The following is a 12848-nucleotide window of genomic DNA, read 5'->3' on the forward strand; positions in this document are numbered from 1 at the left end:
TTTTTAGCGGTTTTTAATTTTGTTTAAATGAAGCATCTAGAGTGAATCAGCTTTAGCTACAAGTGTTTTAGCAAAGGCTTCAAGATTTTCAATGTCTTCTTCTTCGGCATTCAAGTCAACTTTAACATTTTCTGCCCCTTTTGTTGCGCCTGTTTTGGCAAAGACAGCATCAAAGTCATCGACGGATTTACAAAATTCATCATAGAATGTATCACCAGAACCACAAACACCATAAACTTTTCCTTCAAGATCAACATCTTCTAAATCTTCATAAAAATCAACGATCTCATCTGGTAGTTCACCATCACCATATGTATAGGTTGCGACAACACAAATGTCTGCATCTTCAAATTCATCTGCATCGACTTGTGTACATTCATTAATTTCTACATCAATATCTAAATTTTCAAAAGCTTCTGCTACAATATCAGCAATTTCTTCCGTATTGCCGGTCATGCTAGCATAAACGATTTTTGCTAAAGCCATGATTTGCCTCCTAATTTATCAACGATTTTAACTTAATACGTAAGAATTATACCAAACGATGATAAAAAAAGGAAATGGAACTCGATAAAATGATTACTGCAATTTGGCTAAACGTTGATAACTATGGTAAAATGAGAACGATTTGTAAAAAGGAGACGAGAGAATGATCACATTAAAATCAGCACGTGAAATTGAAACAATGGCAGAGTCTGGCGCCTTATTGGCAGACGTGCATAAAAACTTACGCAACTTTATCAAACCTGGTGTTACAAGCTGGGACATTGAAGTTTTTGTCAGAAATTATATTGAAAGTCATGGCGGAATTGCTGCCCAAATCGGTTTTGAAGGTTATGAATATGCAACTTGTATTAGTATCAACGATGAAATTTGTCATGGATTTCCTCGGAAAAAACCGCTAAAAAGCGGTGATTTAGTTAAAGTCGATATGTGTATCGATTTAAAAGGTGGCATTTCTGATTCTTGTTGGGCTTATGTTGTTGGGGAATCAACACCCGAAATCGATCGTTTAATGGAAGTAACGAAAAAAGCATTGTATCTTGGGATTGAACAAGCGAAAGTTGGCAATCGCATTGGAGATATTGGTCATGCAATCCAAACTTACGTTGAATCTGAAAACTTATCTGTCGTACGCGATTTTATCGGCCATGGTGTTGGCCCAACTATTCATGAAGAGCCAGCTGTCCCTCATTATGGTGAAGCAGGCAAAGGTCTTCGATTGAAAGAAGGCATGGTTATTACAATTGAACCAATGGTCAATACGGGAACTTGGAAGATGAAAATGGATCCAAATGGTTGGACTGCGTATACACGTGATGGCGGGCTATCTTGTCAATATGAACATACTTTAGCTATTACGAAAGAGGGTCCGAAAATTTTAACTTCACAAGGTGAAGAAGGCACATACTAATAATAAGAGTATAGGGGAAGTAAATGGGGATTTGGCAGAAAATTAAAGAAAATAAGGAATTGATGCGATTTATCGAAACAACTCAAAATCGAATGAATGATTCTGAAATTGGGACAACTTCTGTTGTTGTTGCTTATTATTTATTGTTATCGTTGTTTCCGCTGATTATTGCATTTGGCAATGTATTGCCTTTTTTGAATATTGATCCAAATACAGTGTTAACTTATGTTCGAGAGGTTATGCCTGAAACGATTTACCAATTTATTGGCCCTGCAGTCAAAGATCTGCTGACTGAAAGTTCTGGCAGCTTGCTTTCAATTTCTGCTTTAGCTGCACTTTGGTCAGCAAGTCAAAGTATCAATGCATTACAAATTGCAATGAATAAAGCCTATGGTGTGGACAATCGAAAGAATTTTTTGATTGTCCGCCTTGTTTCATTAGTTGTTATTGTCTTATTTATGGTCGCAATAGGTGGAGTGACCATTGTCTTAGGATTAGGTAACCTGATTCTGGAAGCAATTCAACCGATTTTTCAGTTTCCACTACAGTTGATCGATCAGTTTCAAGCGTTGAAGTGGCCTGTCACATTAGTTGCTTTATTCGTTATTTTGTTCTTGATTTACTTGATCGTGCCAAATGCTCAATTGAAATTAAAAACGATTTTGCCAGGGACGATCTTTGCTACAGTGGGCTGGATGTTGTTGTCGCAAGTTTTTGGAATTTATGCGAAATACTTTGCTTCACGCGTCAGCGGGTATCAAATTATCGGAAGTTTCATCGTTTTGATGCTGTGGTTGAATTTTGCTGCAACCATTGTCATTCTTGGTGGAATCATCAACGCTGTGGTCCAAGAATATGTATTGGGCAGTCAGGCAATACGTCGAAAAGGACCACTCAATCGTTGGGTTGAAAAAATAAAAAATAAAATTTCTAATAAAAAAGCGTAAAATTTTACGTTCTTTTACTCGACTTATTGTAAACTAATGATAGTGTTTTATAATAACGGGAAAACTCTCAAGTTAAAGTAGGTGTCCAGATGCTTGTTTCGTTTAGTATGGTCGTTAGATTTTTCCTAACGATAGTATTATCGTTGATTTTAACACCGATATTTAAAATAATTTCCGTCCAAACAGGAATGGTTGATAAACCGAACGCGCGAAGAATCAATAAAGTACCGATGCCAAGTGCGGGAGGGTTGCCGATTTTCATATCTTTTGTTATTTCAACGTTGATTTTGTTTCATGATATTATTCCAAGATTTTATATTGTACCTATTTTGTTAGCAGCGTTGATCATTATTATTACAGGAGTGCTAGATGATCGCTTCGAGCTAACGCCGAAGCAAAAAAGCATCGGAATTTTACTAGCCTCACTTGTCATCTACTTTCTAGCAGATATTCACATCGATTCGTTCACTTTACCCTTTTTTGGTCATTTTGAACTAGGATGGTTAAGCTTTCCAGTAACGATTTTTTGGATTTTCGGTATCACAAATGCGGTGAATTTGATTGATGGATTGGACGGTTTAGCTGCAGGAGTATCACTGATTGGATTGATTACAATTGGAATCATTGGGTATTTCTTTCTTCACTCATCCACTGTGTACATTCCTATCGTTATTTTCTGTTTAGTAGCAAGCATCATCGGCTTCTTTCCGTATAATTTTTATCCCGCCAAGATTTATTTGGGGGATACGGGTGCATTATTTTTAGGGTTTATGTTGGCTGTTTTATCTTTACAAGGGTTAAAAAATGTAACGTTTGTTTCATCAATTTCTTTATTGATTGTTTTAGGTGTTCCAGTGACGGATACTTTTTTTGCAATCGTTCGTCGAAAAGCAAATCGGGTATCTTTTTCGACTGCGGATAAAAAACATTTGCATCACCGCTTGTTGAGTCTAGGCTTCACACACAAAGGAGCAGTCTTGGCGATTTATGCGATGGCGTTAATGTTTTCTTTCACAGCAATGATCATGAATTATGCTGGTCAAGTCGGGACAATTGTTCTGGTACTGGTAATGTTATTTGCGATTATTTTGTTACTGGAGTTAATTGGATTGATTGGTGAAAAGCACCAATTTATTTTGAAAACTTTACGATTTTTGGGAAATAAAGAATATCGTACGCAAGTACTGCAGAAATATTTGAAGAAATGGGACCATCATTAGATGAATAAAAAATTAGAACAGCCGGTCCTAATCAGTATAGTGACCGCAAATAGTCAGAAGATTTTTCGTACATTAGATACCTTGATTGCAACGATTGGTGAAAAACCAGCAATTGAGATCGTTATTTTTGATAATAATTCCTTACCTGAATATCAGGCGAAATTGAAGGAGTATTTACAATATCCATATCTACACATTAACTTCCATCAGGAAAACAGTGGATTTGGTTATGGACATAATCAAAACTTATTGAATAGTAACTATCGTTATGCAGTTATTTTTAATCCTGATATTTTGGTAGACGAGCAAACAATCGTGGAAGTTGTTGAATTACTAATGGAACATCCCGAATGCGCGATGCTAGCCCCTAAGATTTTAAATGAGGATGGTTCTGCTCAATATTTGATTCGTGAACACCTAGACGTTTTTGATTATATGTTGCGATTCATTCCTTTTAAATGGGTGAAAAAAATGTTTGATAAACGCTTGGCTAAGTTTGAGTGTCGTGATCTTCCACTTGATAAAAATAGTTATGTTCGAATGATATCAGGGAGTTTTATGGTAATCGATACAGAAAAGTTTACTGAGGTCGCAGGTTTTGATTCTCGCTACTTTATGTACTTTGAGGACAATGATTTGTGTTTGAAGTTTGAACAAGCTGGATACAAATTGCTGTATACCCCAACTCATTCAGTCGTTCATTTATATGGGAAAGGCGCACATCGTAACTTTAAATTATTTCGAATTTTCATGTCTTCCATGGCAAAATTTTTCCATAAGTGGGGGTGGAGTTTCTTCTAATGAAGCCAACTAGTTTAGTTGTTGTTGTATTGTATCAGCAATCAATAGAAAAAACACCTTCTTTTGCTCTGTTATCACAAGCTGTGGTGGATCAAAAAATCCAACTCGTTATTTTTGATAACAGTCTAACAGAGCAATATCATTTATTGTTTGAAAATAGGTTAGTGAATTATTATCATGACGCGCAAAATCCGGGATTGGCGGCGGCCTACAATTATGCACTGTCGCAAGCTCTCCCCACGGTTCAGCAACTGATTACATTGGATCAAGACACTGTTTTAAATGAAAGTTATTTAGAACGAGTTCGTCAGCTTGAATTTTCAGATGACTGCGTTGTCGCTGTACCGATGATCTTTGATCAAGGAAAGCAAATCTCACCTGTCTATGCTGATCAGTATGTTAATCGTACCTATCAAGCAGTTTCTGAGGTAGGGATGACGGAGCAGCGAGTGATGGCAATCAATTCGGGAACAGTTTTTTCAATTTCATTTTTACAAACAATTGGCGGGTTTGATCCTGCTTTTTCTTTAGATTTTTTAGATCATTGGTTTTTTTGGAAAGTTCATCAGCTGCACAAAAAAATTGAAGTGTTGCCTATTCGTTTGGAGCATGACTTATCTGTGCTCAATTATGAAAAAGTGTCGACAACCAGATATGAGTCGATTTTAGCTGCTGAAACAAAATTTTATCGTGAGTATGATCGGATTCACTGGAAAAAGCATCGTAAACAATTACTTTTGAGAAGCGTTAAACAATTTTTGACAGTGAAAAATCGAAAAATTTGGCGTTTAACTTTACGCGCTTATGTTGAGATGGGGAAGGTGTAAATTTTTGCGATCTGTTTGCATGGCCACATTTAATGGCGAAAGATATCTTAGAGAACAATTAAATAGCATTCTACGACAGCTTTCTACAACAGATGAGCTAGTTATTTCTGATGATGGATCAGTTGACAACACTTGGAATATTTTGATGGAATATGCACAACAAGATTCACGTATCAAACTATTAAAGGGACCTCAACGTGGACTGATTCAAAATTTTTCCCATGCTATTGAAAAAGCAAATGGTGAAATCATTTTTTTGGCTGATCAAGATGATGTTTGGTTAGACAACAAGGTAAAAAGGATAACGGCTGATTTTGCAGCTCATCCGGAAAGACAAGTTGTCGTTTCGGACTTGGTGATCGTGGATGAGAATCTCGAAACGATTTATCCTTCCTATTTTACTTATCGTCATTCGAAAGAAGGATGGTTGAATAATTTTATTCGTAGTCATTACATTGGAGCTGGTATGGCTTTTCGTTCAAACCTGAAGCCAAAAATCTTACCCATTCCAGAAGATGTGCCTATGCATGACATGTGGATTGGTTTATTGGGTGGAAATCAGGTTGGATTTATCCGTGAACCGTTAACGTTATATCGGCGTCACGACTTGAATGCGAGCGAAATTCAAACACATTCTAATTTTCAACAAAAATTGACATGGCGATACCACCTATTAGTATCCTATTTAAAAAGAAAGTGGCGTCGACGCCAAGTTTAATAAAAAAGTATTAAATGCTAAATAGCTCATGACAAATCTCTAGATTGATGAGATAATAACAAAGTGAAATTTGAAAAAAGGAGCGCTTAAAAGCCATGAAGGGAATTATTCTTGCAGGGGGAAGCGGAACACGCTTGTACCCATTGACAAAGGCAACTTCAAAACAGTTGATGCCGATTTACGACAAACCAATGATTTACTATCCAATGTCAACTTTGATGTTGGCTGGAATCAAAGAGATCTTGATTATTTCAACACCACAAGATACACCTCGTTTCGAAGAACTATTTGGGGACGGCCATGACTTGGGAATCCATATTGAGTATGCTGTTCAAGAAAGTCCTGATGGTTTAGCACAAGCTTTTATCATTGGTGAAGAATTTATTGGTGATGACAGTGTCTGCTTAGTTTTAGGTGACAATATTTACTACGGTGGCGGTCTATCTAAAATGTTGCAACGCGCTGCAGCAAAAGAAAGTGGCGCAACTGTGTTCGGGTATCACGTAAATGACCCTGAACGTTTTGGTGTGGTTGAATTTGATGAGAACATGAATGCTTTATCCATCGAGGAAAAACCGGCTCAACCAAAATCAAACTATGCTGTTACAGGTCTTTATTTCTACGATAACGATGTCATCTCAATTGCAAAAGACATCAAGCCATCTGAACGTGGAGAATTAGAAATCACGGATGTCAATAAAGCATATTTAGAAAAAGGAAATTTATCTGTTGAATTGATGGGGCGCGGATTTGCTTGGTTAGATACAGGCACACATGAATCTCTGCTTGAAGCTTCAACTTTTATTGAAACAATTGAGAAACGTCAAAATTTAAAAGTAGCTTGTTTAGAAGAAATTGCTTATCGTATGGGTTACATTACGAAAGAACAATTGCTTGCATTAGCGCAACCATTGAAAAAAAATCAATACGGTCAATATTTATTAGCTTTGGCCGCTGAATAGGGAGTCTGACAAAATGAAAGTAACTGATACAAAATTAACAGATGTCAAGATTATCGAAATGGATGTTTTTGGTGATCACCGTGGTTTTTTTACTGAAAGCTATTCAAAAGCAAAATTTGAAGAACATGGTTTGACTTATGACTTTGTTCAAGATAATCACTCTTTATCTGCAGAAGCCGGGGTGTTACGAGGCTTACACTTCCAAAAAGGTAAATCTGCACAAACAAAATTGATTCGTGTAGTCACTGGAGCAGTACTAGATGTAGTTGTTGACATTCGTAAGGGTAGTCCAACTTATGGTCAATGGGATGGATTTATTTTATCTGAACATAATCATCGTCAATTACTTGTTCCTAAAGGATATGCACACGGATTCGTCACTTTGACGCCAAATGTTAACTTCCTTTACAAATGTGACAACTATTATGATGCTGCTGCAGATGGCGGGATCGCTTTTGATGATCCTGATTTAGCTATTGAATGGCCAATTGACATCAGTAAAGCAATCATGTCAGAAAAAGATCATAATCATCCAACGTTAAAAGAGTTTGAAGCAGAAAATCCATTCGTTTATGGCGAAATTTAAACTTTAAAGGAGAACCATTTTAATGAAAAATATCATTGTAACAGGTGGTGCCGGATTTATTGGTTCCAATTTTGTACATTATATCGTACAGAACCATCCGGAAGTCCATGTAACTGTTTTAGACAAACTAACTTATGCAGGAAACAAAGAAAATTTGGCGGGATTACCAAGTGATCGGGTAGAACTTGTAGTGGGCGATATTGCGGATGCACCATTAGTTGATCGTTTAGTTAAAGAAGCAGATGCAGTTGTTCATTATGCAGCTGAATCGCATAACGACAATTCACTTAAAGATCCATTTCCATTTGTTCAAACAAACATTATTGGTACGTATACATTATTAGAAGCTTGTCGGAAATATGATGTACGTTATCACCATGTGTCCACAGATGAAGTTTATGGTGATTTACCATTAGTTGAAGATCTTCCAGGTCATGGTGAGGGTCCAGGAGAAAAATTTACGGCTGAAACACCTTATAACCCTTCAAGTCCTTATTCTTCAACTAAAGCAGGTTCTGATTTATTAGTTAGAGCATGGGTACGTTCATTTGGTTTACGTGCAACTATTTCTAACTGTTCAAATAACTATGGTCCTTATCAACATATCGAAAAATTTATTCCACGCCAAATCACAAATGTTTTAAGTGGCATTCGTCCTAAATTATACGGTGATGGAAAGAACGTTCGTGACTGGATTCATACAAATGATCATTCTTCTGCTGTGTGGTTGGTTTTGACAAAAGGTAGAATTGGTGAAACTTATTTGATTGGTGCCGACGGCGAAGAAGATAATAAAACAGTAATGGAATTGATTTTAGAGATGATGGGTCAACCAAAAGACGCCTATGATCATGTGAAAGACCGTGCAGGCCATGATTTACGTTATGCTATTGATTCAACAAAATTACGTGAAGAACTTGGCTGGAAGCCAGAATTTACGAATTTCCGTGATGGATTAGCTGACACAATCAAGTGGTATGAAGAACATGAAGATTGGTGGAAAAAAGAAAAAGAAGCCGTTGAAGCAGCATACGCCCAAAATGGTCAATAATAATTATTGATGAGATAAAAGTGTGAGGCAGGCGCTAGCCTGTCTCTTTTTTCAAACAAAATTAAAGGAGCGATAATAATGTTTTTATTAACTGGAGGAAATGGTCAATTAGGTACAGAATTGCGCCATCTACTAGATGAAAAAAATCTGCCTTATGTTTCGACAGATGCCAAGGAATTAGATATTACAGATGAAAAAGGAACAATGGAATATATTACGGAATTAAAACCGGATGTGATTTTTCATTGTGCAGCCTATACTGCAGTTGATAAAGCAGAAGATGAGGGCAAAGAATTAGATGAAAAAATCAACGTCGATGGTACACGAAATGTTGCTCTCGCTGCCAAAGCTGTTCATGCGAAGCTTGTTTACATCAGTACGGATTATGTATTTGATGGAAAGAAAAAAGATGAAGAATATCAAGTGGATGATGAAACAAATCCATTAAATGAGTACGGTCGCACAAAACTTTTAGGTGAACAGGCTGTTCAAGAAATCTTGGAAGATTACTATATTATTCGGACTTCTTGGGTGTTCGGTATTTATGGCCATAATTTTGTGTTTACTATGCAACGTCTGGCAGAGACACATGACCGTTTGACAATCGTTAACGATCAATTTGGTCGTCCAACATGGACACGTACCTTAGCTGAATTCATGGTGTATGTTATCAATGAAAAAGCACCTTATGGCATTTATCAACTATCAAATGAAAATAGTTGTTCTTGGTATGAATTCGCAAAAGAAATTTTAAAAAATTCTGATGTAGAAGTGGCACCAGTTACATCAGCAGAATTCCCACAAAAAGCCTTACGGCCACAGTATGCTGTGATGAGTTTAGAAAAAGCAGAAAGTTTAGGTTTTTCTATTCCAACTTGGCAAGAAGCTTTGGCGCAGATGCTACTTGCTGCTGAAAACGCAAAAGCATAATTTATTTCTGCCATTTGAGAAACAAAAGAGAAATTGGGGAATTTTATGGAAAAACAAACACGAAGTGTACGACATGGTAATCATAAAACAAGTCATGCACCTCAGACAATTTTTGACTCATTACTTCGGCTCCGCTATTTGTTTGGCTTACTGGCAATCATCATAGTTGTCACACTTAATTTAAATGGTAGCTCAATTGGCATGTGGGATAAATACGTTTCGCAACGAGATGATGGAAAAGAAACAGATGTTTTGTTTGGCAAAGATCGTGAGGTTCGTTCAGATGAATGGCTGGTACAGACACCATTTTATCTTTCGCAAGCAGAAAATGATTATCCTGTAGTTAATGATGATTATTCCTTAAATGGTCAAAATATGATTATTGCTTATAATTCACCGGTGAAAGATATCACGGTTATCGGTAAACCATTTAACTGGGGATTTTTTTTCCTAGGACGTGATCGAGGGCTATCCTGGTATTGGGGAATGAAAATCGTCGGTATGCTCTTGCTATCTTTTGAATTATTGATGATCATCACTAAAAAACGAAAGGGATTATCATTGATTGGTTCGCTTGCACTAACTTTTGCTCCGGCTGTTCAATGGTGGTTCATGCAACATGTAGGGGATCTGATTTTCTTCACGATTGGTCTGATGGTGGCTTTTTATCACTACTTCTATCAACATGATCGCAAAGGGCTGCGAACCCTGATGATGTTACTGGTGGTTATTTTTGGCTTAGGATTTATTCTAGTCATTTACCCAGCGCATCAAGTAATGTTGGGTTATTTGCTCGTCTTTTATTTTATTGGTTTACTAATCCATTTCAGGAAAAAAATTGTTTGGGATTTGTTGGATGCTGTATTGATTGTCGGGGCGATTGCGATCATCGGTGGAATCATGGTTCATTTTTGGCTCGTTTCGAAGGATGCCTTGATGGCTTCACTAGAAACCTTGTATCCAGGGAAACGAATCAGTACCGGGGGAAAATTCACCTTTGGCAAATTCTTTTATTTTTTGACTAACTGGAAGATTCCATTTAAAGATATTACTTTTTCAAACAATTCAGAAGTGGCCTTTTTCTATCATTTCTTTCCAACAGTTCTTTTAGCTAGTCCATTTGTATTATTTGGTAAGAAAAATAGTGAGGAGAAATTATTAGGGCGAATATTGATGATTTTTTGTCTATTCGCGATTTTTTGGATTACGATTGGCTTGCCGAAAGGATTAGCTGAAATTACGCTTCTTTCCTATGTTCCAGCATCACGAGCATTTACGACGTTTGGTTTTGCAGCTTGTTTGTTAACCATTTGGTTCATTGCTTATGTTTGGCGAGAAGATGTTATTCCAACTTGGTATAAAGTTGTTTTATTAGTTGTTAACGCTGGAACGTTTGCTGTGGCAATTTTCACTTCTAGAATGATTAATTATTTTTCAGAGATTGAAATTGCAGGGATCGTTGTACTAGGTACATTGTTGCTAGGATTTGCTTTGTTTCGTCAAAGACAATTATTTTATGTTTCATTCACGGCATTAATTATAGCTTCTGGCTTTTTTGTCAATCCGATTGTTGAAGGAACGGGTGCCATTTTTGAAAAAACTTTAGCAAAAGAAATTCAAAAAATTAATGATGAAAATCCAGATCAATTGTGGCTATCTGAAGATGAACTATACAACTTTACGCCAACATTAGGAGTAAAATCATTCAATACGGTTCGATTTTATCCAGATATGAAAGCATGGGAAATCATTGATCCTGATGGAACCTATGAGAAATACTATAATCGTTATGCCCACACGCGTGCATTTATCGCGAAAGAAGATACAACGTTCATTCTTGATCGGCCAGATATGTTCTCTGTGACGTTGAATTTTGCTGATGCCGAAAAATTTGGCATACGTTATGTTGTGAGCAAGCGACCTTTAGCAGACTACAATGAATTAAATCAGGCTCAATTTACTCAATTATATGGTCCGGACAATGATGGCTATCGAATATTCGAAGTAGATTATCCGGTGAATGGACAAGTCATTAGTCAGCAATAACAAAGTTATGCAATTAAACAAAAGAGATAAGCTAGTACAGGAGAGTGGAGAAATGCAAAGAATCCTGCGAAAAATGATCAATGAGATGAGTGTTGCTTGGCTTCTCCTATTAGTAGGCTCATTGTATTTCATATGGACCGTTGGACTAAGCAACAACACTGCACTATTTTTATATGAAAATAGTTCGCAATTAATTTTGGGCGGCATAGCCGTTTTGTTTTTACTAAATGTTTACAAAGCAAGAGGAATTGATTTTCTCTTTATAGGGATAGGATTTTTCTTCTTTTTCTTCTTTTCATATTTCAGAGACGCGCGAAGTGCTTCGTTTTACACGGATATGATGATACCGTTGATTATTGCTTTTGTATTGTCGCTAAAATGGATTGAATTTGGGAAAATAGACCGAGCTGTTTTCTTATTGTTCTTTTCGTTCATTTTAACAGTGACGGTTTATCGTGTTTTTACAGAAATTCCGGTTCGAGAAGGACAAAGTATCTGGTCGCCAGGGAATAAGCTTTCTGATATTTGGATCAATACTAACACGATAGGTGCATCAGTGATGACGCTCGCTTTCTTGGTTAGTGGTTTTGCTAGTTCATTTGAAAAGTGGTATATTCGATTGTTAAGTGTGCTAGCGGTCGTTGCAGCGTTCGCTACGATTTGGGTTTGTCAATCAAGAGGTGCGTTAGTTGCATTGATTGTTTTTGTTCTTTTGAACTTGCTACCTAAATCATTTATGCGAGTGACTCGTGCGCCATTCATCATTTATACGGTGACCGCAGTATTTGCTTTGCCACTTTCATATTTTGCAGCAGCTTCAAAAGAAGTGAATCTTTTTACCGGAAGAGAAGAAATTTGGGCAGAGTTTTATCAAACTTTAGCTACTAAAACGCAACAAGTATTGGTAGGAATGAAGCCTTTTTTCTATACGAAACGAGCAAACCAAATTTTGGGTAACCATAATAGTTATAATTCTCTCTTAAATCTTTATGGAGTGATTGGATTAGCCATCGTGGTTACTTTGTTACTGATTTTTATTGGCCGAAGAACATTAAAAGGTGATTTAACAAATGGACAATTGACCTTTATTTGGGCTTTCTTTGGTATAATGACACAATCTTTTATGGAAGATACGTTGACATCCTTTGCTTGGCTTCCGATTATTTATCTTTTACTAGGAATGAGCGTTCATCGTTTTGACCAGCCGACAGAAATTCAGCAAGTACCTGATGAATTGGAAATAACGGATGAAGCAGTGGAACATCCGGAAGAAAATCATAATGAATATTCACGGATGAGCAAGTATCATCATTGATAAGTAATCAAAAAGAGGGTGAAACAGTTTT

General features: G+C 36.8%; 13 protein-coding genes. 12 read left to right on the forward strand and 1 reads right to left on the reverse strand.

Annotated elements, in window-relative coordinates:
* Positions 1-36: 36 nt before the first annotated feature.
* Positions 37-486, reverse strand: coding sequence for a flavodoxin (locus DOK81_RS05060; RefSeq protein ID WP_206909033.1), 450 nt, complete (start codon positions 484-486; stop codon positions 37-39).
* Between the two features lie 163 nt (positions 487-649).
* Between DOK81_RS05060 and map the strand changes: the two genes are divergently transcribed.
* From map to DOK81_RS05120, 12 genes are all read left to right on the forward strand, one after another.
* On the forward strand, positions 650-1414 hold the full coding sequence (map, locus tag DOK81_RS05065; RefSeq protein ID WP_206909034.1) for a type I methionyl aminopeptidase: 765 nt from the start codon (positions 650-652) through the stop codon (positions 1412-1414).
* A 23-nt stretch (positions 1415-1437) separates the two neighbouring features.
* Positions 1438-2361, forward strand: coding sequence for a YihY/virulence factor BrkB family protein (locus tag DOK81_RS05070; protein WP_206909036.1), 924 nt, complete (start codon positions 1438-1440; stop codon positions 2359-2361).
* Positions 2362-2450: 89 nt separating this feature from the next.
* Complete coding sequence (locus tag DOK81_RS05075) at positions 2451-3581, forward strand: MraY family glycosyltransferase (protein ID WP_206909038.1); 1131 nt, start codon at positions 2451-2453, stop codon at positions 3579-3581.
* Positions 3582-4382, forward strand: coding sequence for a glycosyltransferase (locus DOK81_RS05080; protein WP_206909040.1), 801 nt, complete (start codon positions 3582-3584; stop codon positions 4380-4382).
* Positions 4382-5209, forward strand: a complete 828-nt coding sequence (locus DOK81_RS05085; RefSeq protein ID WP_206909042.1) for a glycosyltransferase — start codon at positions 4382-4384, stop codon at positions 5207-5209. The genes DOK81_RS05080 and DOK81_RS05085 overlap by 1 nt, the downstream gene beginning before the upstream one ends.
* Before the next feature lie 4 nt (positions 5210-5213).
* Positions 5214-5927 (forward strand): glycosyltransferase family 2 protein, encoded by a 714-nt coding sequence (locus tag DOK81_RS05090; protein WP_206909044.1) that lies wholly within the window; start codon positions 5214-5216, stop codon positions 5925-5927.
* Between the two features lie 95 nt (positions 5928-6022).
* Complete coding sequence (rfbA, locus tag DOK81_RS05095) at positions 6023-6889, forward strand: glucose-1-phosphate thymidylyltransferase RfbA (protein ID WP_206909046.1); 867 nt, start codon at positions 6023-6025, stop codon at positions 6887-6889.
* 13 nt (positions 6890-6902) lie between these two features.
* Positions 6903-7475 (forward strand): dTDP-4-dehydrorhamnose 3,5-epimerase, encoded by a 573-nt coding sequence (gene rfbC, locus DOK81_RS05100; RefSeq protein ID WP_206909047.1) that lies wholly within the window; start codon positions 6903-6905, stop codon positions 7473-7475.
* 22 nt (positions 7476-7497) lie between these two features.
* Complete coding sequence (rfbB, locus tag DOK81_RS05105) at positions 7498-8526, forward strand: dTDP-glucose 4,6-dehydratase (RefSeq protein WP_206909049.1); 1029 nt, start codon at positions 7498-7500, stop codon at positions 8524-8526.
* A 78-nt stretch (positions 8527-8604) separates the two neighbouring features.
* Positions 8605-9456 (forward strand): dTDP-4-dehydrorhamnose reductase, encoded by an 852-nt coding sequence (gene rfbD, locus DOK81_RS05110; protein ID WP_206909052.1) that lies wholly within the window; start codon positions 8605-8607, stop codon positions 9454-9456.
* Between the two features lie 45 nt (positions 9457-9501).
* The gene (locus DOK81_RS05115; protein ID WP_206909054.1) at positions 9502-11502 is read left to right on the forward strand and encodes a hypothetical protein; all 2001 of its coding nucleotides are present in this window, start codon (positions 9502-9504) and stop codon (positions 11500-11502) included.
* Between the two features lie 52 nt (positions 11503-11554).
* Positions 11555-12817 carry an EpaQ family protein gene (locus DOK81_RS05120; protein ID WP_206909056.1) on the forward strand — a complete coding sequence of 421 codons (1263 nt, stop codon included), beginning with the start codon at positions 11555-11557 and terminating at the stop codon, positions 12815-12817.
* The last annotated feature ends 31 nt before the right edge of the window (positions 12818-12848 follow it).

This window comes from Enterococcus sp. DIV0660C, from assembly GCF_017316125.1.
In the GTDB taxonomy this organism is placed as follows: domain Bacteria; phylum Bacillota; class Bacilli; order Lactobacillales; family Enterococcaceae; genus Enterococcus_B.

What these genes read in the sequence shown, in the direction of transcription:
- DOK81_RS05060 (WP_206909033.1), bottom strand. Translation starts at nt 486, where the DNA reads ATGGCTTTAGCAAAAATCGTTTATGCTAGCATGACCGGCAATACGGAA.
- map (WP_206909034.1), top strand. Translation starts at nt 650, where the DNA reads ATGATCACATTAAAATCAGCACGTGAAATTGAAACAATGGCAGAGTCT.
- DOK81_RS05070 (WP_206909036.1), top strand. Translation starts at nt 1,438, where the DNA reads ATGGGGATTTGGCAGAAAATTAAAGAAAATAAGGAATTGATGCGATTT.
- DOK81_RS05075 (WP_206909038.1), top strand. Translation starts at nt 2,451, where the DNA reads ATGCTTGTTTCGTTTAGTATGGTCGTTAGATTTTTCCTAACGATAGTA.
- DOK81_RS05080 (WP_206909040.1), top strand. Translation starts at nt 3,582, where the DNA reads ATGAATAAAAAATTAGAACAGCCGGTCCTAATCAGTATAGTGACCGCA.
- DOK81_RS05085 (WP_206909042.1), top strand. Translation starts at nt 4,382, where the DNA reads ATGAAGCCAACTAGTTTAGTTGTTGTTGTATTGTATCAGCAATCAATA.
- rfbA (WP_206909046.1), top strand. Translation starts at nt 6,023, where the DNA reads ATGAAGGGAATTATTCTTGCAGGGGGAAGCGGAACACGCTTGTACCCA.
- rfbC (WP_206909047.1), top strand. Translation starts at nt 6,903, where the DNA reads ATGAAAGTAACTGATACAAAATTAACAGATGTCAAGATTATCGAAATG.
- rfbB (WP_206909049.1), top strand. Translation starts at nt 7,498, where the DNA reads ATGAAAAATATCATTGTAACAGGTGGTGCCGGATTTATTGGTTCCAAT.
- rfbD (WP_206909052.1), top strand. Translation starts at nt 8,605, where the DNA reads ATGTTTTTATTAACTGGAGGAAATGGTCAATTAGGTACAGAATTGCGC.
- DOK81_RS05115 (WP_206909054.1), top strand. Translation starts at nt 9,502, where the DNA reads ATGGAAAAACAAACACGAAGTGTACGACATGGTAATCATAAAACAAGT.
- DOK81_RS05120 (WP_206909056.1), top strand. Translation starts at nt 11,555, where the DNA reads ATGCAAAGAATCCTGCGAAAAATGATCAATGAGATGAGTGTTGCTTGG.